The 25,496-nt window shown below is 39.8% G+C and carries 22 protein-coding genes; 12 read left to right on the top strand and 10 right to left on the bottom strand.

Annotated features, from left to right (window positions below; all coding sequences use genetic code 11):
* Positions 1-172 precede the first annotated feature (172 nt).
* Genes DI077_RS17480 through DI077_RS17470 form a run of 3 tightly spaced genes read right to left on the bottom strand, consistent with a single transcriptional unit; the run spans position 173 to position 4,048 of the window.
* Complete coding sequence (locus DI077_RS17480) at positions 173-835, bottom strand: HAD family hydrolase (RefSeq protein ID WP_109021557.1); 663 nt, start codon at positions 833-835, stop codon at positions 173-175.
* Entirely contained in the window at positions 832-3,579 is a 2,748-nt protein-coding gene (locus DI077_RS17475) for a Tim44 domain-containing protein (RefSeq protein WP_174705655.1), read from the bottom strand. Before DI077_RS17475 ends, DI077_RS17480 begins: the two co-directional genes overlap by 4 nt.
* Positions 3,557-4,048: a tellurite resistance TerB family protein gene (locus DI077_RS17470; RefSeq protein WP_242935270.1), complete on the bottom strand. Its 492-nt coding sequence runs from the start codon at positions 4,046-4,048 to the stop codon at positions 3,557-3,559. The genes DI077_RS17475 and DI077_RS17470 overlap by 23 nt, the downstream gene beginning before the upstream one ends.
* A 121-nt stretch (positions 4,049-4,169) precedes the next feature.
* On the opposite strand from DI077_RS17470, the gene metG reads away from it, so the two are divergent.
* From metG to DI077_RS17450, 4 genes are read left to right on the top strand one after another with little or no spacing between them, the layout of a single operon-like run.
* A complete protein-coding gene (gene metG, locus DI077_RS17465; protein WP_109021555.1) occupies positions 4,170-6,200 on the top strand; it encodes a methionine--tRNA ligase in 2,031 nt (676 codons plus the stop codon).
* 21 nt (positions 6,201-6,221) lie between these two features.
* Positions 6,222-7,511, top strand: a complete 1,290-nt coding sequence (locus tag DI077_RS17460; protein WP_109021554.1) for an adenylate/guanylate cyclase domain-containing protein — start codon at positions 6,222-6,224, stop codon at positions 7,509-7,511.
* Complete coding sequence (locus DI077_RS17455) at positions 7,512-8,120, top strand: phosphoribosyl-AMP cyclohydrolase (RefSeq protein ID WP_109021553.1); 609 nt, start codon at positions 7,512-7,514, stop codon at positions 8,118-8,120.
* Positions 8,121-8,123: 3 nt separating this feature from the next.
* Positions 8,124-8,480, top strand: a complete 357-nt coding sequence (locus DI077_RS17450) for a rhodanese-like domain-containing protein (protein WP_109021552.1) — start codon at positions 8,124-8,126, stop codon at positions 8,478-8,480.
* Here the strand turns inward: DI077_RS17450 and DI077_RS17445 are convergent.
* On the bottom strand, positions 8,477-8,953 hold the full coding sequence (locus DI077_RS17445) for a nuclear transport factor 2 family protein (protein ID WP_109021551.1): 477 nt from the start codon (positions 8,951-8,953) through the stop codon (positions 8,477-8,479). The genes DI077_RS17450 and DI077_RS17445 overlap by 4 nt on opposite strands.
* A 52-nt stretch (positions 8,954-9,005) precedes the next feature.
* On the opposite strand from DI077_RS17445, the gene DI077_RS17440 reads away from it, so the two are divergent.
* Positions 9,006-9,530 carry an SRPBCC family protein gene (locus DI077_RS17440; RefSeq protein ID WP_109021550.1) on the top strand — a complete coding sequence of 175 codons (525 nt, stop codon included), beginning with the start codon at positions 9,006-9,008 and terminating at the stop codon, positions 9,528-9,530.
* A gap of 2 nt (positions 9,531-9,532) precedes the next feature.
* Here the strand turns inward: DI077_RS17440 and DI077_RS17435 are convergent, their stop codons facing one another.
* Positions 9,533-11,413 (bottom strand): alpha/beta fold hydrolase, encoded by a 1,881-nt coding sequence (locus DI077_RS17435; protein WP_109021549.1) that lies wholly within the window; start codon positions 11,411-11,413, stop codon positions 9,533-9,535.
* 80 nt (positions 11,414-11,493) lie between these two features.
* Here DI077_RS17435 and thyX point away from each other — a divergent pair, with 80 nt between their 5' ends.
* The 4 genes from thyX (at position 11,494) to DI077_RS17415 (ending at position 15,895) form a co-directional block, all read left to right on the top strand.
* Positions 11,494-12,417 (top strand): FAD-dependent thymidylate synthase, encoded by a 924-nt coding sequence (gene thyX / locus DI077_RS17430; protein WP_109021548.1) that lies wholly within the window; start codon positions 11,494-11,496, stop codon positions 12,415-12,417.
* Between the two features lie 82 nt (positions 12,418-12,499).
* Positions 12,500-13,207 (top strand): FecR family protein, encoded by a 708-nt coding sequence (locus DI077_RS17425; protein WP_109021547.1) that lies wholly within the window; start codon positions 12,500-12,502, stop codon positions 13,205-13,207.
* Positions 13,207-14,607 carry a hypothetical protein gene (locus DI077_RS17420; protein ID WP_109021546.1) on the top strand — a complete coding sequence of 467 codons (1,401 nt, stop codon included), beginning with the start codon at positions 13,207-13,209 and terminating at the stop codon, positions 14,605-14,607. Before DI077_RS17425 ends, DI077_RS17420 begins: the two co-directional genes overlap by 1 nt.
* 4 nt (positions 14,608-14,611) lie before the next feature.
* The gene (locus DI077_RS17415) at positions 14,612-15,895 is read left to right on the top strand and encodes a protein-disulfide reductase DsbD family protein (protein ID WP_109021545.1); all 1,284 of its coding nucleotides are present in this window, start codon (positions 14,612-14,614) and stop codon (positions 15,893-15,895) included.
* Between the two features lie 173 nt (positions 15,896-16,068).
* Here DI077_RS17415 and DI077_RS17410 read toward each other — a convergent pair whose 3' ends face one another.
* Positions 16,069-17,859, bottom strand: coding sequence for an alkyl sulfatase dimerization domain-containing protein (locus DI077_RS17410; protein ID WP_109021544.1), 1,791 nt, complete (start codon positions 17,857-17,859; stop codon positions 16,069-16,071).
* Between the two features lie 361 nt (positions 17,860-18,220).
* On the opposite strand from DI077_RS17410, the gene DI077_RS17405 reads away from it, so the two are divergent.
* On the top strand, positions 18,221-19,327 hold the full coding sequence (locus tag DI077_RS17405; RefSeq protein WP_109021543.1) for a hypothetical protein: 1,107 nt from the start codon (positions 18,221-18,223) through the stop codon (positions 19,325-19,327).
* Between the two features lie 340 nt (positions 19,328-19,667).
* On the opposite strand, the gene DI077_RS17400 is transcribed toward DI077_RS17405, so the two are convergent.
* Both DI077_RS17400 and DI077_RS17395 read right to left on the bottom strand, forming a co-directional pair.
* Positions 19,668-20,609, bottom strand: a complete 942-nt coding sequence (locus DI077_RS17400; protein WP_109021542.1) for an NAD(P)H-dependent flavin oxidoreductase — start codon at positions 20,607-20,609, stop codon at positions 19,668-19,670.
* Positions 20,606-20,971: a hypothetical protein gene (locus tag DI077_RS17395; RefSeq protein ID WP_242935269.1), complete on the bottom strand. Its 366-nt coding sequence runs from the start codon at positions 20,969-20,971 to the stop codon at positions 20,606-20,608. The genes DI077_RS17400 and DI077_RS17395 overlap by 4 nt, the downstream gene beginning before the upstream one ends.
* Between DI077_RS17395 and DI077_RS17390 the strand changes: the two genes are divergently transcribed.
* Positions 20,943-22,910, top strand: a complete 1,968-nt coding sequence (locus DI077_RS17390; RefSeq protein WP_109021541.1) for a SpoIIE family protein phosphatase — start codon at positions 20,943-20,945, stop codon at positions 22,908-22,910. The two genes, DI077_RS17395 and DI077_RS17390, sit on opposite strands and share 29 nt — an antisense overlap.
* On the opposite strand, the gene DI077_RS17385 is transcribed toward DI077_RS17390, so the two are convergent.
* Positions 22,911-23,948, bottom strand: coding sequence for a zinc-binding dehydrogenase (locus DI077_RS17385; RefSeq protein WP_109021540.1), 1,038 nt, complete (start codon positions 23,946-23,948; stop codon positions 22,911-22,913).
* Positions 23,948-24,559, bottom strand: coding sequence for a hypothetical protein (locus tag DI077_RS17380; protein WP_109021539.1), 612 nt, complete (start codon positions 24,557-24,559; stop codon positions 23,948-23,950). Before DI077_RS17380 ends, DI077_RS17385 begins: the two co-directional genes overlap by 1 nt.
* Before the next feature lie 96 nt (positions 24,560-24,655).
* Here DI077_RS17380 and DI077_RS17375 point away from each other — a divergent pair, with 96 nt between their 5' ends.
* Positions 24,656-25,492: an adhesin OmpL37 family surface protein gene (locus tag DI077_RS17375; RefSeq protein WP_174705654.1), complete on the top strand. Its 837-nt coding sequence runs from the start codon at positions 24,656-24,658 to the stop codon at positions 25,490-25,492.
* Positions 25,493-25,496: the final 4 nt, after the last annotated feature.

Here is a 25,496-nt window from a genome sequence, read left to right as displayed (position 1 = left end):
AGGGATAAATCGGGCAAAAAGGCGAACTTATTGTTAAAATTTTTCTGAAAGTTTCATCATCGCTTTACAAGAACAAGGTGGCGTGATAGAAGGAATGCATTGGGTGGCGGGTCTAGTTCCCCACCCTGAATCGGGCGGGGAGTACAATATATCCCTTTCCCAGTGTTTCCCTCTACTGGCTTTCCTTCAATACTTTGTCCAATTCTGCAAATGATTCCACGTAAGGGATTTTCTCCCGGTCAAAAACCGTTCGTTCTTTTTCGCCATGAGCTATTCCCAAAAATTGCAACCCCCAACCTGTTGATGAATGGTGGTCACTGATGGAATCACCAACATATAAAATTTCTTCTTTCCGTATGGAGAATGTCTCCAATTTGAAAGTCATTGGATCGAAAACTTTCGGATTCGGTTTATGAACATTTGTATCTTCCGCAGTTTGAACGCTGACAAAGAGATTTAAATCGAATGACATAAGTTCCAGTTCTTTGAAAACTCTTTTATAGCTGGAGGAACTTAAGATACCAAGCCGGTATTGTTTTTGAAATTGATGGATATACTCTTTCGCACCGGGGTAAGAAATATTATCATCCAGGTCACAGTAACCATTATAAGTTTTCCAAAGAAAATCCAAATCCTGAGAATGGTTTCCAAAAATCTTCAGAAGAAAATCATTTCCCGGAATCCCCCAAGCGGAATCAAGTTCTTCATGTGAAAGTTTGAAATCAAAAACTTCATTTGCAATCGTTTGCAATGTTCTATATCTGATCTGTCTTGTTTGCGCAATCGTATCATCATAATCAAATACAATTGCTTTTATCGGTTTTAAATTTATCATGTAATATCGTCTAACAACCAGTCATCGATGGTTTCGGGAATCGGTTCTTTGCAGTATGAACAATGGGCCGCATCCAATTCAGGATAAGGCGCACCGCAATTTTTACAAGAAGATTCTCCGAATCCGAGTTTGGCATCTCTCTTTGTATTTAAAACCAGTTTCATAACATTGCGTTTGTGTTCCGGGATTGCATTATAACTTCTTGCGGCACTCCATCTGAAGTGGCAACTTGCCCGAAACGAGTTGCCTTCTTTGTATAAATTTTGCATCTCTGCAGAGCCGATCACCGGGATATAGAACACTTCTTTTTGTTTTGTTTTTTTGAGAATGGCGGGATTTGCGATTTCCCGTTTTAAAATACTTTCGTCTCCCAAAGACTTTGCATAAATCCACTTCCAAAGTAGTGCAGAAGCTCTATCTTCCAATAATTGAACTGACGTGGGACAATCCGGATATTTTCCGGCAAAGGATTTATCATTTACAAAACGATTCGGATCCCATTCCACTTCCTGGGTGATTTCGGATAAAACCCAATCATACTCTCCCGAGTTGAATATGTTCCCACAATACTGACATTTGGTGGTGATGTGGCTGGTATTCGTATCACTTCCACAGGAAGGACATTGGTTGTGAACAAGATCTTTTTCGATTTGGGTTATAGCGGAAGTTTTTCTGGAAAAAGAATAAACTTCACGATAATTACCTTTATTTGCATTTTTAAATTCTCTTTCAATGTCCGAATTACTCATGGAAATAGGAACGGTAATATCCTTGGCAGAGCAACTCATCATCATATGAACGGTTTGGTAATCGGCGAAGGAATCAAATCCTATAATCGTTTGATGATGGATCGTAAAATCCTTCATTAGATTTTGATTCATATCTACTTCTTTTAAAAGTTTCAATTGAATTTGAAATCTTTGAAATACACCTGCGGAAATGAAATGTCTTACAGGCTCCATATTCCCGGCTGACCAAGACTCAATAATTTTTTCACCGATAAACTTGGATTTGGCGAAAAAATCAGCTTCGTTGAAATCCGGATCTCCTGCTCGGATTCGGCTTACTGTAATTCCTTTCGCTTGCAAAATTTGAAATTTTTTCTTTGCGATGCTTATAAATATGTAAGTAAGTAAAAATGGTGAAGTTAATAATAAAGTGGAGAAAACCAAATAACCGATATTGCTTCCGCTTCCGGGAGCTAGAAGAAAGAACCGTAATGCTGAAAAATAAACTAGGAAAGGATTGGTATGGAATGCATCACTCTCCGTTTCAATTTGAATCAAAGGCAAATAACCTTCGGGAAAGGTCGCTTTCCAATTTACAGTAAACCGGTTTTTGTTTTTTTCAATTTCAGCAGGCAATTCCATAATTCCGATGGGAGCGGAAAAAGAATTCAAATGAGTCAGTAACAATTTTACATTCGTCTTTTCTTCTGTTTCTTCAGGAAGAACGATTTCCAAAGAGAAAGAATCGAGTTTGACTGCGGAATAGTTACTCAAATGGAAAGGGGAAAACCGGATGATTTCTTTTTTTCCATCGGAAGATCGCATGTTTTCACCTAATTTAAAAAAGGCGACGTTGCTGACTTTTAAGTTCCTACTTTGATTGTCCGCTTCGGATTTGTCGGATAGTAACTGTCCGCTGAATAGATGCCAGAAAGATGTTTTCAGATCTCCTTCCACTCCGAAAACCAGTTGGTAATCGGGGAAAAATCGGGAAACAAAAGACCCTTCCCCGGCTGAACCGAGATAATGAGTCATCGTGTCGAATTCCAAATGAGGGGTCTCCCATTCTAGGGAAGATTTTTGGAATACTTTGATTTGGCCTTCATGTCGGTTGATTCCGTTTTTTTGGATATAAGTGGTTTGTTTGACCGTATAAAAATCTTTTTCAGCGTTAGGATTGCGGCCTTCATTCGCTAAACCTATGTTAGGCAATGTTTCCGGAAATGCGGTCAATACCAAGGCTGTACAATCGGGCCGAAGGGAAGAAAAATCGACGGAAACTTTGTTTTCCGTTTTTATGAGCGGAACTGGCCTCGTAATATAACCGGAGAAAGTGGCATCGTAATATTTTTCTTTTAATTGAAAGGATTTCCAATGGATATCCGGATCCCAGGAAATTTCAAGTCCAGAGCCATTGATTTGTGACGAGTTATGATTAATCTCCCAATAAACAACTGATAGGTTGCCTATGGAATCCATTCCTTTTTCTAATTCATAAGTAAATTCCAAAGGCGTTGCGGTTTTATTGATTTCTTCAGGCCAGCTTATATCCAACTGCCAATCCAAGGCGGAAAGTTGATAAGTTTCGGGTATTACCGAGGATTTGATGATCTTCCAATTGGAAAGTACCGGGAATTTTTTTCTGACAATTCCTACTTTTGCAGTATTAGGAAGAACAGTCATTGTTTCCCTTACAGTCGCTCCGCCGTCCGCTTTGAAATGAATATAAATTTTGTGATTTTCCGATCGAAAATATGCTGTCGGTTCCGGGGTAAATGTATATGAATTACCTGACGCATAACTAGAACTAGATGATGAAGATCGGGTCGAAGAAGTATAACTGGAACGGTAGGAGGATGAATGACTGGAACCGGAACTAAAAGAAGATCTTGAAGAGGAAGAAGATCGGTAAGAGCCCCCCATCCCCGGACGGGATTCCAAATGAACAATGGAGAGCAGAAAGAAAATAATTACAAAAGCGGAAAAGGTCGGTTCAAGAAATGTATTTTTTTTCAACCTGGTGTTTGTCCATAAGTGAAATTTGCAATTCCAGTGCGAGTTCGTCTAAAAATTCACGTTCTTCCTGATTGATGGTTCCGTCGGAGGCAACGATACAAACCGCATCTTCAAAAAAATTAAGAGCATACTGGTCGTTATCGATTACTGCCTTTGTTACCGTTTTCATCGGAAGAGGTTCGTCAAAGGTTTTGGAAAGAATTTGTAAAACTTCCTTACGTTTGTCTTTGTATTCGCTGAGAAGACAATTCGGTTCGAATAAAACGTTCACCATTTCCGAAACCAACTCACTTTCGCCAGATTTGAGTTTACCATCCACATGGCAGGCATAAGACCAGAGGCTAAGCAAAATTTTTGCATACTCAATATGCAGGTCTCCCTCAAAATCTCCCGAATGATTTAAGGATTCCGGGTGGGAATTCTTATGTTCCTTTACTCTTTTCAGATTTTGCAAAATTTTCTTAGGCATCGCAACCGATGATCCTAATTTCGATTTTATTCCCTTCAACTTCATTTTTTGAAAGTTTTCTTAAAATTTACCAAAAATTGGCTGAATTGCTTCTTTCTTTCAGGAGAGTGGAACTTATCTTATGGGCAAAAAAATCCTTGTTACTAGCGCACTTCCTTACGCAAACGGCTCCATCCATCTGGGTCATGTTTTGGAAGCAATACAAACCGATATCTGGGTTCGTTTTCAAAAGTTAGTTGGAAATGAATGTTATTTCTTCTGTGCCGACGACACTCATGGCACTCCTATTATGATCGCAGCAAAAAAAATGGGAAAAACTCCCGAAGAATTGATCGGAGAAGTACAAAAAGAACATTATAAGGATCTGACTTCCTTTTACGTAGAGTATGACAATTATTATACGACTAATTCTGAGGAAAATAAAACCTATTCGGAATCCATTTACCGAACTCTCAAGAAAAACGGGCATATCGCTGTCAGAAACATAGAACAATCATTTTGCGAACATGATAATATGTTTCTTCCAGATAGATTTATCAAGGGAACTTGTCCTAAGTGCGGTGCCAAAGATCAGTATGGCGATTCCTGTGAAGTTTGCGGTACAAGTTATTCTCCCAAGGACCTAAAAGATTCCCATTGTGCTTTGTGTGGAACTACCCCCGTACTGAAAGAATCCAAACATTTGTTTTTTAAACTCCAGGACTTTCAGGATAAATTGAAAACATGGATGGAAACCGGAAACCGTTTGCAAGAAGGCGCTCAGAAAAAATTGCAGGAATGGTTCGGTTCCGGCCTTCAGGAATGGGATATCAGTCGGGACGGCCCTTACTTCGGTTTTGCGATCCCGGAAGAAGAGAATAAATTTTTCTATGTTTGGTTGGATGCGCCTATCGGTTACATGGCATCGTCTTTGAATTATTTTAAAAGCGAACAGAAGTTTAACGAGTTTTGGAAAGACGGTAAAGGAGAAATCGTCCACTTTATAGGAAAGGACATTCTTTATTTCCATGGGCTTTTTTGGCCTGCGATGCTCATGGGTTCGGGTTTTCAAACACCGGAACAATTAAACGTTCACGGGTTTTTGACTGTCAATGGTGAAAAAATGTCCAAATCCAGAGGAACATTTATCAATGCATCGACTTTCATCCGTTATTTGGATCCCGAACATTTCCGTTTTTATATGGCATGTCGTTTAGGAAACGGAATGGAAGATGTGGATATTTCCTTTGATGATTTCGTTTCCCGGGTGAATTCGGATTTGATCGGCAATTTGGTGAATTTGGTTTCCAGGGTTTCCACTTCCATTTTGGATAAATTGGATCGCAAATTGGGATCTCTTACAACGGAAGGAAAATCTTTATTGGAAGAATTACTCGCAAAAGAGGATGAAATCAAAGACGCATATCAAAATCGCAATTATTCAAAGGTGATGAGAGAGATCACTTCCCTTGGAGACAAGGTGAATAAATATGTAAATGATTATGCTCCTTGGAATTTGATAAAAACGGATGCGGAAAAAGCCCGTGAAGTGGTGACCGTATCGAGCAATTGTGCTAAGATATTGTTCACATATTTAGCGCCTGTTACACCAATGATCAGCGAAGAAGTTCGAAAACTTTATAACTTGGATAAACTGGATTTTGCAAGTATTGGAAAGCCTTTGGAAAATATTACACTCGCTCCCTATGCGATGTTATCCAAGAGAGTGGAAGAAAAAAACATCCAGGCAATGATCCAGGATACGAAGGAAGCTTATGAAAAAGCACAAAAGGAAACCAAATTGGAAATAGTGAAAACGGAACCTGCAAATGAAGTTACCGATTCGGGTACGATTACCATTGATGAACTAACAAAAGTCGAATTGCGTGTGGGACTTATTCGTGAAGCAAATCATGTGGAAGGTGCCGATAAACTTCTAAACGTCAAAGTGGATCTCGGGGAGAAAGGAATTAAAAATGTATTTGCAGGTATCAAATCTTCTTATACACCGGAAGACCTGATCGGAAAGAAGGTAGTAGTGGTTGCCAATTTGAAACCGAGACAAATGAAGTTCGGACTTTCCGAAGCTATGCTACTCGCTTCCGGAAAAGATAAAACCTTATCACTTTTTGTTCCGGATAGAAATGCGGAACCGGGAGATCTTCTTAAGTAAAGAAGACGGATCAAATCAATCATGGCAACGCAAGCGGAACAAATTTTAAAAGAAAAAGAGATCCAAGGTATCGTTTTCAGTCTTTATGGAAAGGTATTCGTTTCTTTTTTGGTCTTGATTGTAACCTTTTTCGTTGCCCAGACATTGTACGAAGTTCTTATGATCAGCCTGGTCAATCTTGGCTTAATGTTTGTTATGGCAATTATGATCCGACTGATAAAGAAAAACAAGGCAGTTTTTTATATCGGGTTGTTTTGTATTTCCATCGATTTGATCATTATCACGTTATTGCCTTTTGTTTGGTACAATTCCGTGGGAGGCGAGTCCGTCCCCAGGACTTATTTGATCAAAACATACACCCATTATATCATCGCGGGCACATTGATACTAAATGCATTTACGATTCAACCCATTTATCCTTTGTTATATTCATTAGGAGTTGTATTGAGTCAGGCTTGGATTTTATTATATGCTAAAGCCGATCCAAGATTTTTAAGTACGGAAAGTTTTAAAGAAGCGCTTCTCGGAAGTGCCGCCCATGTAAATAACTATATTATGAATATGGGAGTCATCGGCATTTTGGGATTCTTTCTGGCATATTTGACATTTCGTATCAGAAAAACAGTGTTAGTTGCCGCTTCCAACGAAGTAAAGTCGAGTCAACTTTCCCGTTATTTTTCCCCTAATGTTATCAATGAAATAGATACTGCGGAGGAAAGTTTTTTCCAACCTGGCGGAAAAGAGATGAATGTGGCTGTTATGTTTTGCGATATTGCCGGATTCACTCAGATGTCGGAGCAACTCGGTCCTGAGAAAACAATGTCTTTCTTATCGGAATATCACTCTCAAATGATGGGAGCGATTTTCGAACATAGAGGAACATTGGATAAGTTCATTGGTGATGGAATGCTTGTCACTTTCGGAACTCCAAAACCATCTCCGGAGGATGCTAAGAATGCAATTCTTGCGGGGCTTGCCATGCAGAAAAAAGTAACGGATTGGAATGAAAAACGTATTACTATAAACGAAAAACCGATTTCCATTCGAATTGGAATCCATCACGGTGCAGTCATCGTAGGAAATGTCGGAATTTCCACAAGACTCGAATACACTGTGATAGGCGATGCTGTAAATGTTGCCAGTAGAATAGAATCAATGGGAAAGGAAGTGAAAAAATCCTTTTTAATTTCCAAAGATCTTTTTGATGAAGTGAAAGATATCAGTTCTATTCCTGCCAAATTCAAATCTTTGGGAAGTTTCGCTCTTCGGGGCAAAGCAAAAACTACTGAAATTTTATCTGTGGAAATTTGAATGATCTCTCCTCCTAAAAATGCAAACATAGTTCTATTGGAAAAAAATAGATCGGAATCTTTTTCCTATCATTTGGAAATTTCCGACTATGATAATACGATCCTTTGGTTGAACCGACATAAAGCCGATCCCGATTATCAATTGTATGTCGATTGTGACGATGATTGTTTTTTGGCAACGACGGATCTTTCTATAACTAAGGATGAATATGTTTCCATTTGGAAAGAAGGAAAAGTGTTGGTTTCCGATTCGGAACTCGGCCGATTATTAACACTTGCCCCTGAACTTTTCCCTTTTCTTGCAGTGGATGAATCCGGACAAGAACTGATGTTAGCTTGGGGAAAAAGAACCTCGTTAGAACAGGCTTTGCAGACGGGAATAGGAACTTATTTCAGCAGGTCCCGCAACAAACCTTGGGTCAAAGGTGAAGAATCCGGTCATTTGCAAAATCTGAAAGAGATTTATATTTCTGAGAATCCTTATTATATCATGTATCGCACGAACCAGAAAGGTGCTGCCTGTCATACAGGATATTACTCCTGTTTTTTTCGGCAGATAGAACAGGATGATCAAGTCAAACTAGTATATAATAACAAGGTTGGAGAGTGATTTATGAATAAATACATTATAGTTTTCATATTGGTGGCAGTGGTTGTTTTATTATTTTATAAAATCAGAAGTTCCTTTGCAACCGATTCGAATAAAGTCAAACAAAAGATAACCGAAGGAGCTCTCGTTGTAGATGTGCGCACTCCTCAGGAATTTCAAATCACTCATTTTCCCGGTGCAGTCAATATTCCCGTCGATCAGGTGGAAATGCGGCTGACCGAGTTTGGAGCTAGGGACAGATCGATAGTCGTTTATTGCGCGTCAGGTGGTCGAAGTGCCAGCGCCAAATCCGTTTTGGAATCCATGGGATTCAAAGATGTGATCAACGCCGGCGGACTATCGAATATGCCAAAATACTAACTGATTTTTTTTCTCTTCATGTACATTTGCAGTCCTGTGACTGCTTCCTTACGAATTTTGTTTTGAAGGGAAGGGAGCCAGCCCAGAAAGATTCCCGGAGTTCCCAATGCCATCCCTGCCCATTTCCAAAGACTGAAACTGTCTTTATGAGTTTTGATCTTTCCGTCCTGAAAGGTAAACTCCGCATGGATTTTGTTATAAACCATTCTACCTGTTTTACTAAAGCTGTAGTCGGCTTCCCAATCGGCTGATCCTTTCTGGTCGTCGGCTTTTACATTTTGAAAGCGGACTGTAAGATTTTGACCGCGCTCTACGAGCATAAGCCACATGGCTCCCACTTCTTTTCCTTTTAGGTTTTTAAAAACAGGATCGGAAAATTCCGCATCCGTGTGATAGGATGTTGCCATCGTGTTTCCGTCTTTGGATTGGAAAGCAGTATAAAATTTTTGAATTAACTCTTCGTTTGGGTGCATATAGGGAACAAATCTTCTTGCCTAAACGGAGAATCTGCAAGAAGAAAATGATATGAATCGAACTTTAAAATTTTCCATTGCACTTTCTTTGATTTTGCTCTTGCTTGTAGGACTTTTTTTAGGGATTGGATTCTTTCAGAATCCGAAGTTCGAAGGAACTAAATCGGAAGCGATAGGCGCATCCAAAGAAGAAATTTGGAAATACATCACCGATATAAACGATCTTCCCAATCGTAGAAAAGAAGTTTTGAAAGTGGAGGTTCTCGAAAAAGACGATACTACCATTCCCAAGCTTTGGAAAGAACATACGGATATGGGCGGCTATATGACATTTGAAAGAGGAGAAACCATTCCCAACAAAAAGATAGAAATCATTTTGGCCGATTCCTCCTTTAAAATGAGAGGATCTTGGACATATGAAATCAGCGAGGCAAATGGTTATAGTAAATTATCCATTACGGAAAGATCGGAAATAAACAGTCCTGTTGTAAGAGGCGCTTACTTCCTGGCAGGAAGAGACAGCACGCTCAAACAGGAGTTGGAAATGGTGAGAAACCACTTCCAATCCGGAAAGTAAACTTAAGGCAGTTTCGTAATCCAATCATTGATTCCCTCTGTCATTTTTCTGACAGTTTCGGGATGAAAGATGATACCGAGATGGCCTTGGTCGTATTTGGTAATCACTTTGTTTTCCGAAGGTAGTTTGACAAGATCTGCCAAAGAGTCTTCGGGAACAATCTGATCCACAGTACCAACCACACTGTAAATAGGTAGATTGAAATTTTTGATAAAATTTTCAGTATAGTTGATCTTACCGTCTTGAGACAAAAAGCTTCGGTGATTGGAAATTTGACTTTGGAAAAATTGCATGATTACGGAAACGGATTCTTCGCAGAATACATCCTCCATTAGAAAATACCATTCCGGAGGAGTGATTTCTTTGTAACCGACGAAGTCTTTGATTGTAAGAACCTTTGTTCCCAAATCATAACTAAACGTCCGTAAGCTGGAATGCAGGTTCAATAAGAATTTGAAAAACTTTTTCAAATCTATAGTTTGAATCGTAGCCTGCATGGAAAAGGAAGCCATACTCAATATCATGTCGCTGATCATTTGGTGAGGCATAAGACCGAATCCCTTTTTGATCGTATCCAATCCGATAAAATTCGATTTCAAACTGATATAATTCGGCGATGTGATGGAAACGACTCCGGCAAGATGTTCTTCTGGACGCGGTAAGTTGAATTCTTCCTTTAGCTCTTTGATGATATCGTAAGAAGATGCATAAAAACGAGGAATCATTCCCCCCATACTATGTCCTACGACAACAGTTCTTTCACTCGGATAATGCCAACGAATCCATCGTAGTACTTCCGGAAAATCATCCTGGATGTAATTGTCTACGGTCCATCCTTCCTTTTTTCCGTGTTTGGGCATGGTTTGTCTGGAACGGCCGCGCATATCCATAAGGAAAACCCGGTATCCATATTTTAACGCCAGTTCTTTGGCGAGTTTATCAAGTACGGAACGACGGCAAAAGAATCCCGGAATGAGAAGTAAATTTTTTCCAGTACTATTCAGTTTTTCCGGTATAAGGCTTTTTAACGAAACCGCATAACCTTCGGTAGTTGGAATAATGAAGGAAGCATCCATTCTATATTCCATATTGTACTGATGGGATTTGAATATGATGGAAGTAACTGGTTCTTTCTGATCTTTCGTAGTTGTATAGAATAAGTTTCTGGAATTGGAAACAGTATCCGCTTTTTCAATATTTTTCTGAGCAATGTAAGGATCGCTGCCTGTTTCCATTTCTTTTGCAGTGACAAAACCGATTACATCAAAGAGGGAATAAAGTTGCAACATAAGAGGACGGATCTCATCCTCTCTCAGCGGATCTTTTGTAATTCCCCAAAGAATCCCGATCGGATTTTCGTTAACGAATAACGTCAGTCCTACGGCATAGTTCATTGTATCGGAAAGAAGTACTTTCTTTTCAGGATGAATTTCTGCTTCTTTCAGATTTATGATATGGATTTCGGGTCGAAGTCCTTTATTAAAATCGATGATCGCTTTTTGGACGAAACGTGCGGACTCGTTTCGTGGATCGCTTAACGGGATAGGTCTGGATTTTTTAATGTATTCGTCGAAACCGGGGATTCTTCTTCTCTCTGCGATCTCTTTTAGTTTGAAGTGAGTAGCAGTAGAAACGATTTTCATCTGGTCATTATCAATGACTTCGAAGATGGAAAAGCTAAAAACCGGTTCATCGTCAAAATGAATCAGGGACACCATTTTATTGGTAAAAGACTGCCAGATATTTTCGATAAATTGAAAGGTAGGTTTGGGTACAGGAAAGATGTAAATCTTTTCCGGATTCACCATTAGGCTTTTGCTTGAGCCTCTTGCTGAATTCTTTATTAACCGGTCATCCCAGTAAGGTGTTTCTTCGATCGCCATCAGTATCCTTCTATTTGTATAAATACTTATTACCTATTTTCGACTTTTCAGATGCATGAGAACTAAAAAATAAAGCAAATATGCAACAATCTGACTTTGAGCCGATTTCACGGATTTCCGTACCTTCCCTAGACGCTATTTTGGGGAAACCCTTTCCTGTTTTAGATGATGGCTTTGTTAGACTTGTCGATTATATGGGATCTGACGAGGCGATTGTGCAAGCGGCACGCACTTCGTACGGAAAAGGAACAAAAAAAGTTAGCGAAGACCGCGGATTGATTCGCTATCTCATGAGACACAGACATAGCACTCCGTTCGAAATGTGCGAAGTGAAATTTCACATCCGGGTTCCTATGGATACATGGAGACAGTGGATTCGCCATAGAATGGCAAATGTCAACGAATACTCTACGCGTTACTCCGTAGCAATTGATTCCGCCCAAACCACTGATCCGGGCAGGTGGAGAGTCCAATCCGTAGGAAATAGACAAGGAAGTGACGGATATTTGGATTTGGATAAAGGAAACCACCTAACAGAGAAAGAAAAAGAACTTCAATCTTTGGCAAATTCTGTTTATCAGGAAAGATTGGATTTGGGAGTTGCTCGCGAGCAAGCCCGTAAAGATCTGCCACTTTCCACTTATACGGAAGCTTATTGGAAAATAGACCTACATAATTTATTGCATTTCCTCGCCCTTCGAATGGATGATCATGCTCAACTTGAAATCCGTCTTTTTGCCAAGACGATCGGAGAAGAAATCGTCAGCAAATGGGTACCTAATGCTTGGGAAGCATTTTTGGATTATCGCGTTCGTTCTCTTTCTTTAACACAATATGATAAAGATATAATAGCTGCCATCAATCGTTCGGGAAAGGAAGAAGCAAAAAAACTAGCCATCCAATTTGGGCTATTAGATGAATCCGGGACAACTTCCAAAAAGAGTAGGGAACGTGATGAATTGGAATTAAAATTATCGGATTTGGGCTTTGCCATTCCTTGGTAAATAATTTCTAAACCGGGATTTGTTTTTTTCCCTAGGAAAAATATTTCTTGTAAGACTTAGGGGAAATCCTATAGTTTTGGTCATGCGCCACTTAACTATACAAACATTATTACTACTGACCTTCACCTTTTCGATTCATGCAGGCGAATTTGCCGTAGCGGGTTATGTAAAGGGAAAGGTCAGTGTCCTATCCGCCGATGACACTGCCAAGCTTTGGAAAACATTCAAAGTCAATGATGTTCTAAAACCCGGAGATACCATCCAAACGGGAAATGGTTCCAAAGTGGATCTCGTTTTCAAAGAAACTGAATTCAGGATTCAACCTAATTCCAGTTTTACTTTGAAAGAATGGAATCCCAAACAACAGATTTCCAAAGGTTATTTGGAAAAAGGTGCCGCTTGGTTTAAGGTAAAAGATTTCAAAAAAGGTTTTGAAGTTGTAAGTCCGACTACCACAGCGGGTGTTCGTGGAACTGCCTTCGGAGTCTATTACGAGGAAAAAGATAAAAAAACTCTTACTTGCGTTTGTGAAGGAAAAGTGGATGTAAACGGAAAAGTTTTTTCACAAGGAACAAGCGGTACTGTTACACTCGGATCCGATCAAATAGAATCCAATGATTACAAAGACTTGATTGCAAAATCGGAAAAAAAGGGATTTCCCGGTGGAGCAACTGTACAATTCGAAAAGAAATTGAAAGAGTCTCCTTTGTTGACGAGTTGTTTGTCTTGCCATAAACCTACCGGTTGGGAAGCTAAAGGAATCATCCCGGATCAAAAATACAGCAACTAGTGCGTAGAAAATTTTTCTTATTAGCTTTATTCAGTGCCTCTTCTTTATTTGCGGAAGAAATAGTAACCACAAAAAAAGAAGAGCCTGATGCTTACTTCGGCTTAAAGTTAGGGGCTATCGTCACACCTACTTTCGGTTATAGGGTAAGAGATGCAGCATCCGGTGTTTCGGATAACACACAATCGGAAAAAACCGGATTCTCCATGCCTTGGACTCTTGTTTCCATTTCGAAAGAATGGGATGATAAGGGAATCAAGGTTGAATTTTGGGGAGAAGTAATTCGAAGCAACGTTCTCTCTAATGATACCAATGCCACAACAGGCGGTAATAAATCCAATCCTCAGATGTTCGCCATTCGCAGGGCCAATGTTCAAAAAAAATGGGAATTGGGAAATACGAAACACACTCTTATTTTCGGAATGCAAGAGCTTCCTCATATGCACTCTGTTTGGGGAGGATACTATGATTGGCGTTATATGGAAAGATCTCCTCTTGAGACTCTTGCATTTTCTCCCGATCCTGTAGATCTAGGACTTTCTTATATTGCTCAATGGAAATCTCTAACAGCCCATTTGGCTGTTGTGAATGGGGAAGGATACAGAAGTATACAAAATGCCACAGGAAGTGGTTATGATTCCATTCTTCGTTTGAGTTGGGAACAAAGGTTCCTGGATGATTTTAAGGGAGGTTTGCATTTCCTAGGTAGGCGCGCCAACTCCTTCGGTTATGCAGGGAATGAGTGTTTTGAAGGAAAATCAAAATGCATTCCGAACGATAATGATCCGAATACGGCACTTCGTGGCGACGTTCGACTTTCCCAGGAAGATTCTTATGCAGTGGAGTCTAATTTCATATGGAGAGAATATGTAAATATGGGACTCGGCGGGATGGCTAAAAAGAAATTCGGCGGTCAATACAGCAACGCACTGATACCTACTGAATTTCCCAAACAGGTGCAGGAGAAATACGGCCGTGGCGGTTATGTTTGGTTCGGTTTGGGAAATGGTATGTTTCGAATCGTATTTCGCGGAGAAGTGGCGACTGGCGGTGCAGCGCAAGGACTTCGAACAACGGAAACGAATTCCCAGGAGCCATGGGTTCGGGTTTCCAATACGGGGAATTTGCAGTCTCCTACTTATTCCGATAAATCTTATTATATTTCCAAACAAGTCTATTTAGAATATTTTTGGTCCGAATCGGCAAGGCTTGGTATTGGATACCAGGAACTTCGATCCTATGATACTTCGGGTTCACCTAATAAATGGTATATTGATAATTTGTCCAACGAACGAACCTCTTCCGAATACAAAGAACAATTTACCAAGCCTTCACTCGCGCAAATTTCAGAATACGGAAGATTGGATCGCAATATTTTAGTCAAAGCATCTCTTCAATTTTAATTTTATGATTTCAGAACTACAACTATATATAGAATCACAATTAGCCGGCAATGGCTTTCATCCCACGATTTTCCTTTTGTTGGCGTTAGGCGGATTTCTTGCCAGTTTGCTACCTTGTGTTTATCCTTTGTATCCGATCACTGCAGGGATTCTTGGCAACCGACAAGGACAAAACAAATGGATTCATCCGTTATTGTATTATTTTGGTCTTGCATTCGTTTATTTATTATTTGGTGTAGTGGCGGGGTTTACCGGCGGGCTTTTCAATCAGTTTTTACGATACCCTGAAACCAATCTGGTATTAGCTTATTTGTTATTCATTTTAGGACTTTCTTCCATTGAATTCGTTCAGCTTCCTTTTTTCGGAAAGAATGCAGTATCTACACAAAATTCCAGTTATACGGGTAGTTTTCTTTTGGGAATGGGTGCCGGTTTGTTATCTTCTCCTTGTGTCGGTCCTGTGGTTGTAGCAGTTCTTTTGCAGATTGTAACCGCAAGCAAAGGTTCTTTGGAAATTTTGACTTTGGTAGAGACTTCGCTCAAGATGTTTGCATTCGGCTTAGGTGTGGGACTTCCTTTTCTAGCCATAGGAGTTTTCGGACTTCCCCTTCCTAAGTCGGGTAAGTGGATGCGTTATGTACAATGGGCACTCGCTATAGTGATTTTTTACTTTTCATATACCTATCTTTTGAAGGCAGGTGCCGGATTCGGATGGAGTGAAACAAATACGCTTCAAGTTTTTATTTTATGGGTTTTGCTTTTAACTACCGCTTTCTTTGTGCAAAATTCTTCGGATTATCTACCGATTCGAATGAAATCTGCATTGGCACTTTCTAGTTTAATTATAGTTAGTATTTCGTTATTTGCGGTTGTTTCAAAATCGAAAGAGTGGAGTGGAAATCCGCCGACGAACGAATCATCCTGGGAAGATCATGAAAATCTAAGATGGTATCGTGAAGAAAAAACAGTCCATGATCTTTCGCGGGAGAAAAAACTACCTATTTTTGTGGATTTTTATGCGGATTGGTGTACCAACTGCAAAGAGTTCCAAAAACTCGCTCTTTCCAATCTTCCTTTAAATCAGGTTTTAAAAAATAAAGCGATCTTATGGAAAGTATACGATACGGATCCAATTTTTGAAACATTTGCAAACGATCCTAGATTTACGGAGCTAAAGATAGGTTTACCTTTCTTTTTGGTTCTGGATGAAAACGGAGAGGTCCTATTCAAAACCACCGACTATCTGGACACCAAAGGAATGATTGGCGCGATTGAAGGGAAAAGGTAAGAGACATAAGTTTTCAGCGTGAATCTTGAAAGCCCCCGCCCTGTTAGGGTTGGGGGGTGAGGTTCGTGGGCTGCAGCCACCCGCCTAACATAGATCCTTCTTTCTGTCGAACCTAAGTCTGATTCTTGAAATTTTTCTTCCGATAAGTTCCTCTTTTTGCCTCGGCAATCCACCTAGCCTTTCGGTTTTTCGTAACTTAAAATCGGATCTAAGGGAGAAAACAACTTTAGAAATCGGGCGAATTTCAAAATGTTTCCTTTTTTATATTCGAATTTGGGAAGAGTTGTAACCGGGTTTTTAATCCGGGTTAATATTTCCTTCCAGTCTTGGGAATCCAAATGGACAATCACTTCGGAATCATCGTGGAGTATTGGGATCACTTCAGCGACTCCCCTTCTTAAGTGAATCGTAAAACTTTCGTTAGTATCAGTGAATACGAAACCCACTTTTTCGTCTAATTCCAAACTTGCGATCGGATCCAGGTTCGTTACAAAGCTGGAAAATATTACCGATACAGGATATCTTTTCAATAATTGAGGACTGGGTTTAACTTGTAATTTTGCTACAAAGTTGTCTCTCAATTCCAAGGCTTCTGTAAAGTAGTAATGGCGAGAATTTGCATTTTCCTCTTTTTTACCCAATGCTTCCAATGAGCGGATTCTCAAATCCTTTGCTTCGGAATTTTTCGGATCAATGCGTAATAAATGACCAGTTAAAGTTAAAGAAGCTTGAAAGTCTTCATTTTGAAATTTGGTTTTCGCATAACTCAAAAGATTTTCTTTTCCACCGGCCAACTCAGACAATAATTTTGCCGTTTGATCCCTACTCAAAGGATGCAAATCATTAGAGTCTCCGCTAAACCAGCCTAGATTGCCGTTGAAAAGAGATCTGACTGACCAAGCAACCTTTCCATAAATTTCCTGAAGATAGGGAGATTTTGATAAATGGGAAGGTAGTTTAACATAGTCTACCAAATCGTCCGGATTCAATCCTCCGTTGATTCCTCTTAAGGATTGGTCATGAACAAACTGGACGGCATCTCGATAATCAGTAACCACTTGGGCAATTTCTTCTGTACCTGAAAGTGGTTTGCCGTGACTTGGAATCAAATGTTCGGGCCGTATGGAACGGATTATATCCAAAGATTTATACCAATTCTTTAAACTGCGAAACCAAGTTCCCCGGATCGTATATAAATTAGGGAACGCCTTATAAAAGTTATCTCCCGACATAAGTACTTTCTTTTCCGGTAGATAAATATATATTTGATCGTCTGTTTCTCCGGGCGCATGAATCAACTTCAAACGGACTCCTGAGACTTTTATTTCAAGACTATCTCTGAAGGTTTTTGTAGGAGGAACAAAATCCAACTTGGTTTCGGAATTATATCCTTGGTATGGTCCGATTCCTACGTTTACCAAATCATTGTCTTTCAAATAATTACCGAACATCCTGGCACTTCTTGTTCCGATGATAGGTGTTGTTTCACTCGCAAGTTTTTGAACTGTAGGTAATAAACTTTCGTGCGCGTAAACTTCGGGATTGGATCCTTCAGCAAAAGATTGAGAGCCGAAAATATGATCAGGATGACTATGAGTATATATAATCGCTTTGATCGGAAGATTGGAGATCTTTCTAAATTCATCGAATACTTCTTTGCCGGATTTTAGATCATCCATCGTATCGATGATGATCAAGCCATCATCTCCCACAATTAGTATGGAATTAGCTATACCGAAACCTACTGCGGAATAAACTCCCGGTGCGACGTTATAGATTTTTTTCTCAAATTCTTTATTGAAATTTTCCAATTTATGATCGGAAGCGATGGTTGTAGGTTTTTGTCTTACCAGATTGCATTGCGATAAGTTAAAAGTGAGAATAACAAGCGTAAGTAAAAGGGCAATATCAGTCGCATACAATCTATTGCACTTTTTGTATAATTTATAAATGTGTTTCTGCATGTTCTCCAATTTTACGATAGCATCCGAATGAAGTTGAGTAATCGTAAATCCTCATGGCCATTTAAGTGAATCCAATCAACTTAAATCAACGATTAAATTTACCATAACGTATTAAATTTATGTTATAACGGAGTTATCTCTAAGTTCACTTGAGGCATTCCAAAGAGATTCTATAGCCGGAAAAGGGTTATTTTGGGAAAGTCAGGCCAAATCTCTAAAAGTTATTTTTCTAATAAATCTCAGTATATTGTTAATATATTCAATATAGTGTCCAATCCTCTGTAATAACGAATATATTCTCTGGTAGGTTTTGTAGGTTTCAAAAGCTTAGTCCTTATCTTATAGTTCGGGACTTTCTCGCATGAAATATTTAATTTACTTTTTGCTATCTTTAACTTTAGTTACATTTTCAATTTTTTCACAAGATGTTCCAAAGGAAAATAAGGAGAAGCTGGCTACTCTATCCAACGATAACCCTTCCGGAAATGATACTAAACCGTCGGAACAAGAAAGATGGAGACTCGTTTTATATGCGGGGTATGGCGGGGCAAACATTCAGAACAATCCGAACATTCCTTTTGTTTATAGGGATCCGAATTCAGGACTGATCAATAATACCGGTGTGGGGAGAAGAACAGGTCTTACGAATACGGGAAGTACGAATTTTCCATCGACAGGCTTCGGAAATAACCAAGGCTCACTCATTTCCTTGTCGAATGATAAATGGTTTTTCAGTTATGGTTACACTTCCATTCAATTCAATATGAATCCTGCCCAAAACGGAGGCATTCCACTGCAAAGTTTCCAGGCGGAATCAAATCATGTTATACACAATGCAAGAATTGATTATAATCAAAAGATATCCGATCTTTTTACAGCGGTCTTTTCCATAAGGCAATTCACTCGCTCCGGAAATTATCAATGGGAAAATGTCATGGAATCAACTAACGTAAATAATTATTACGTGTCCTTTCCGAAAGTGGAAGCAAATGATAAAATGACGATCAATATGTTTTCCTTAGGGTTTAAATTTAACCCTTTCGCAAGTTTGGAAGTGGAACCTTATCTGCAATACAGTGATGCAAGATTTTATGCCAATGTTTTTTCAACACTCGGCGCAGTTCAAAATCATTCGAATTTCCTTCCTTCCGACCCGGCAGCGATTATCGGCTCTTGGGCATATCAAAATCTGGGAAGTGCGTATGCATTGCCATTGTACAATTCCATAGCCAAAGATTTCGGAAACGTTGGATTGAGATTGCAATACACGCCTTTTCGTTTTTTAATTATAAGAACGGATGTTAGGCGAAATCCCATATTGGCGGCTTGGGAAGTAAGGGGATCATTAACATTTATGTTTCATCAGAATTTCGGGGTAACATTAGGAGGAGTTTATGCGGAACCGGAAATCAATCCTCTTAATTTAAGAGGTTGGGAAATAGGACCGACATACACATATTTATTCTAATAAGTGATGTCTTTTAGTCAAACGTGCAAGCCGATGTGACATAAGATTTTCGCGCGAATCTTGAAGGCCCCCGCCCTGTGTAGGGTTGGGGGGTGAGGTTCGTGGGCTGCAATCAACCGCCTAACACAAATCTTTCTTTTTGTCGAATCTTAGCTCAATTCTTGAAATTTTTCTTCCAATAAGTTCGCTTTTTATCCAATAACATGATGTTAATCGGATTTCATCAACTTGCCTAAGGCAAGCGTTGATTCGAAATCATTCGTTTGAATTGAAAACTAAACTAGGAAGGGTTGGTTTGAGTCATGAGCCCGGGTGTTTTGCACCCGGTTCATATTAATTTTTATCTGGGCAGTCTGGAGACGATTTCCAGGTATTCTTTTACCATTTCATCTACGACTTCTTTGGCAGGTCTTACATTTTCAATTTGCGCAACACCTTGGCCAGCGGACCAAATATCTCTCCAGCGCTTGTATTCTTGTTCCATAGCGTGTTCACCACCTGCATGACCTTCGGCGATTTTCCTCGGACTGTTTTCCAATAGCTCGGGAGATTTTCTAACCGATTTCTCCAGCCAGTTTGCGGGAATCCCGGAAATTTTTTCAGTATAGATGATTTCCTCAGGAACAGAATCAATTAACATTTGTTTGTATTCGTTTTGGGCGCGTGATTCGTTAGTGGCAATGAATTTTGTTCCTACATACACTGCATCAGCACCTAACGCAAAGGCTGCGGCCATTTGTGCTCCACCGGAGATTGCACCTGCAGCAATGACCGGAAGTCCTGTTTCTTTTTTGAGATAGGGAATAAGTGCAAAAGGTGTTATGTTTCCCGCATGGCCGCCAGCGCCTTGTGCAACGGTGATCAATGCATCTGCGCCGGATTTGGCGACGATGTTTGCATGTTTCAAAGTGGTAACATCACAAAAAAGATGCGCTCCGTTTGCTTTGATTTCCTTTGCTATGGTTCTGGGAGTTCCAAGACTTGTAATGATCAGCTCCACTTTCATTTCCATCACGACTTCAAATTGTTTTGCCCAATTTGGATTATGATCTTTGTGAAGAATGATATTTACACCGATCGGTTTTTTCGTTTTAGAACGAATTTCCTGTAAACCGTCTTTCAGTTGTTCGGGGGTGCGGTAGTTGAGGGATGGAAAACATCCGATTCCTCCTGCTTCCGAAACGGCGACAACTAGCTCGGGGTAAGATACTAAAAACATGGGAGCTGCTATGATCGGTAGATCGATTTTTAGCATTTCTGTGATGGGAGTTTTGATTTTCATGGATACGTCTTTGTTGGAGTTAGATTGGGAAGTTCGGGAGGGTATTTTCCATTGCGGGGAACGCAACTGATGCCTACACCTCTTAAAACGTAACAGATGGAATCTTTAGTAATACATTTCAAGCTTTTCTCAAACTCCAAACCGTCAATCTCCGTAGGAATCGAATAACATTCCATCTTGTCTTGGTTGATTGGCTCTTGGGGGGTTACGGGTGTTTGTGCGTTTACGTTTTTTGATAGAGAAAAACTGACCGCAAGCAAACAAAAAAAGATTGGGAAACGATTGGGATTCATGTACATTGAACCTTCTTCTTCATAATGGATTTTGAAACAAATGGAAGTCAAACCTATTACAATATTCAAAGAGAGAAAGATTCTTTTCTTTCAATGGACTTGTTCGGTCGTTTTCGCCTTCTTAGTTTCTTGCCATACCCAGTATGGAAACGGTTTCGAGGATTCTCCTTCATTTTCCGTTTCCGAGTCAAAAGCAGAGTATCTAATTGTTCCTGCCAATTTGCAGGAAATCAATCCGTCTTCATTATCGGAAAATTCCTGGGAGCGATTTGAGACACATCGAATGGGAATGGTTACCGTTCCCGGAAATGATCTATGGATTCGTTTTTCCGATCATCACCTTTATAAATACAAAAACCCCGCTTTATTTATCGAGATTGCTTTGGAATCGCCGACCGTTTATCAAAATGATAAAAAAGTTTATTCTTTTAGGGAAAGGGATTATGTATTTCCTCATATTATTCCGCTTTCCGGCCAACCGGGTGGGTATATTTACGTTCATTGCAAATCATCTTACAAGGGTTATGTTGGTTTGGATGGAAAAGTCAGATTGGAAGAATATTCCCATTCATGGATTCAATTATTACGTGATAATGTAGCACGCACGTTTCTTTCCCCTGTTTTGATTGTTCTTTCTTTGTTATTTTTAGGTTTGTTCTTTTTGAAATGGGAAGAGAGAATTTATCTGTATTTCTCCGTTTTGCTTTTGAGCAGCGCAATCATTGAGATCATGAACGGATTCATTGCTTTTTCGTTGCTTAATTATTCGAGAATTACGATTCCCCTAACATATATTAATTTTGCAATCTATCCGGTTTTATTATTGTTATTTCTAAAACAGGTTTATCCCGCGTTTTTTAAAAATCTTTTCGAGATTATGATTTTTATTCATATTCTCGTATATATTTATTGTTTGATGGTGAGTTGGAATAGCGGGATTTCCTTTTTAAATGCGGAATGGAGTTATAATTGGTGGGTGATTTCGGAAGGGATCATTGCTATTTTATCTTCCATCTACATTTTGATTCGTGGAGATTCCAAACTCAGACTTGTTACTTACGGTTTGCTCGCAGTTGTAATCACAGGTTCCCATGATACGCTTGTAGATATGGGAATATTTCCCTGGAAAGAAAGAATCATCCACCAAGGCTTTTGGGTGATGATATTGTTTTTCGGTTTTTTTGTATTTCGTTATTATTGGAATATTCTTAGTTCCATTGATAATTTTAATAAGGAACTTCAGAAAAAAAATAAGGATCTGGAACGGTTGTTTGCCATTGATAAAGATATGGCTTTGGCAAAGGAATTGCAAAGATCTCTTCTTTCCGATCATATCAAAGAGGATGAAAATATCAATTTGGTAGCTTTCACCCAATCCTTACATAGCATCGGGGGAGATTATTTTGACCATGATTGCGATAGCCTGGGCAACTGGGGCATCTTGTTATGCGATGTTGCGGGTCATGGAATTTCTTCCGCAGTAGTTGCGGCAATGTCCAAGATGGCATTTACAGGCGCCAAGGCATATATTCAATACCCGACTCGGGTTTTTAATTTCATGAATAGACATCTTTCCGGAAAAACCAAAGGACTATTCATTACCGCATCTTATTTATTTATAGATACCGAGAGCGGCAAATTGATTTATTCCAACGCAGGCCATCCCGGTTTTTTTATTTTACGCAACAATTCACCCGCTTTATTGGAACATCGTGCCAAAGGAAAGCCGTTGGGTGTTTTTGCAGAAAGTGATTACAAAGAGGAATCGACGCAACTATTGCCGGGAGATAAGATTTTCCTCTACACGGATGGTGTATTGGACCTAAACAATGATAAAAACGAGTTGTTCAACGAAGAAAGACTCAAACGGCTGTTATGGGAAAATAGGGACTTGTCCATTCAAAATCTAAAGACAACCGTACAAGGCAACTTATCCGATTTCTGCAAATCCTGGAAACATCAGGAGGATGACGTTTCCTTTATCATCATCGAATACAAAAACAGCTGACTAAAGCTCAGGATTGATGATAAAACGAATCGGGTTTTCTCTTTTTTCCTCTAAAGCATGGAGGTATTCGTTTACATCTTCCAACTTATGAACGCCGCTGATGGACTTGGTTAAGTCGATTTTTTTGTCCGAATAAAGTTGGATGAGTTCAGGAATAGCACGACTATCAGAACCATAGGAGCCTGTAATCCGGATTTGTCTTTCGATTAGAAAAAAAGGCATAGGGATTTCCAATTTGTTTCTTCCAATCCCAACGAGAACGATCCTTCCTCCACGATTCATACTGCGAATGCTACTTTCGATATTCGCCATAAAGCCGGAAAAATCTGCGATCAGATCAATTCCTTTCGCTTTCTCTTTTAGAATCTTTCCCAGTTGCATGTTTTTTTCCAGTAAGATGGCTTCATCTGCACCGTAAGACAGAGCATTGTCGAGAGAACCTCTGTCTATGTCCACGGCAAAGATCTTACCGGCACCTAACGCTTTTGCTATGGCAACCGCATGAATCCCCAAACCGCCGCAACCGATGATGGCTACGGTTTCTCCAGGTTTCAATTCACCTTGGTATTTGATCGCATGATAGGGTGTGGAAACAGCATCGGCGAGAATTGCGCCTTGCGGAAACGGAATGGAATCCGGAAGTTTGTGAAGGTATCTTTCCTCTACATGAATGAATTCTGCAAAACCGCCGCTTCGATTGAATCCGAATACTCCGATCTCTTCGCAAAGATTTTCCCTACCTGCGAGACAATAAGAACATTTTCCGCAACTGGTTCCCGCACCTACCACCACTCGGTCACCCAACTTGAATTTTGTGACGGTTTCACCCAACTGAATCACTTCACCGGACATTTCGTGACCGGGGATACAGGGAGAATATGTGGATTTCATCTTACCGTGCAAAACAAAATGAATATCGGAGCCGCAGATTCCGCAGGCTTTAATTTTCACCTTAACTTGGTTAGTGGAAAGTTCCGGTAATTCCACTTCTTCGACTTTGAGAGATCTTTGCCCGCTATGCAGAATCGCCGCTTTCATTAAAACATACCGTCCAGTTGGCTCAATAGATCCGAAGATTCTTCTTTAGGCTCTTCCAAATATTCCAAAGTCATTTCTATAATTCCGTCCAAATAATATTTTCGGTTTTTGTAGGTGGATAAAAATTCTCTTGTTCTGATTTTCTGTTCTTCATTGAGTCGATTCTCTAATGCTAGTTTGGTGAGGGCAATCACTCCGAAGGCGGATTTCAATTCATCGATATGATTTGCGATTTGAAAGATTTCTTCCACATCCAGTTCTTTGAAAGTGGCGATCATGTCGGCTATGAGTTCGATGGCTCCGATCGGAATGGTCCGATCCAAGGATTTGACATAATTCATAAGAATCCGGTAACTTTTGCTATCCCCGACGTAGGAAAGTATGTAGACCATTCCGCTCAGAATAGCCTTGTGATAACCCCAGCTCAAACGTCCCGAGTCTGCTTCCCGAACCAACTGATAGATGAGCGCCCAGACGTTTTTGTCCCCTTCTGCGGCGGATTTCATCAACTGGATTAGTCTTTTTTCCCAAAAGGGCGTATCCATCTCGGACTTTAGGATCTCGATTGTTTCCGTGGGGGAAGAGGGTAATGTATCTAACAGGGGAGCCATAACACTATAGACATAATCTTTAGAAAAGATACTACACTGTCTTTTCTTTTTTATCTTCCTGCCGATTAGAAAGCTGAACCGAAAATAGAGACATAGATGTTACGAATACTGTCATTTTTTATCCTAATGGCAATTGCCTGGACTGAGTCGTCCCCCGATCAGTCTAGTTCCAAGGCAACTCAGCTAATCAGAGTTAGTTATGGATTGAAGGACAATTACGAATTTTTAAGAATTTTAAATTCCACTATTACCAATAGAGGAACGGAAGAGCAAAAAAAATATTATAAGAGATGCATTCAGCATCATATCGAATCGGAGATCCTTCACCTTCAAATGGATCTCGGTCGTTCCTATGCTGAGTTACGTAGAACGCAAGGTCTACTTATCAGGTTGTACATTCTGATTCTGGATGAGGAAGTGGAAGATCTGGAAAAGGAATTAAGTCGTTTGGCCCGGCTTGCGAACGGAAAAGAAAAAACCGAAACCAAACTCTATCTACGTTTGGGATATAGGGAAATCGCTGTTGCCAAACAAAGGCTTATGGTCGGAAAAAATATCCGGCCTTATCTTTATCTGATGAAATTGCAGGAGTTGGCGTACTCTCTTAAATCTTTAAAACAAGCTGAAAAATACATTGTATTGCTCGGACTATTACATGATTCCATTGAAGATTTTGATCCGGAAGCACGGTCTTTTCCCGGTCTGGTTGCGGAAGTGAATCGTATCATAGTGAATGATACCGAAAAGTATTTAAAACTTTTGTATGACAGTCAGTTTGATTCTTACGGTGCGACTAATTTTTATGAAATGGTCTGGAAACAACCGGATATGTTTGAGCTTGCACAAGGCATTCCTAACTTTGACCCTAGTTATGTTCGCAATCCGAAAGAAGCAAGCCCTCCGACTGCTGCAACGGATTCCACAAAACCTTAAAATC

Source organism: Leptospira kobayashii (genome assembly GCF_003114835.2).
GTDB classification, from domain to species: domain Bacteria; phylum Spirochaetota; class Leptospiria; order Leptospirales; family Leptospiraceae; genus Leptospira_A; species Leptospira_A kobayashii.
The sequence above is the reverse complement of the archived record's forward strand: the minus strand, read 5'-3'. Positions and strand labels throughout refer to the sequence as shown.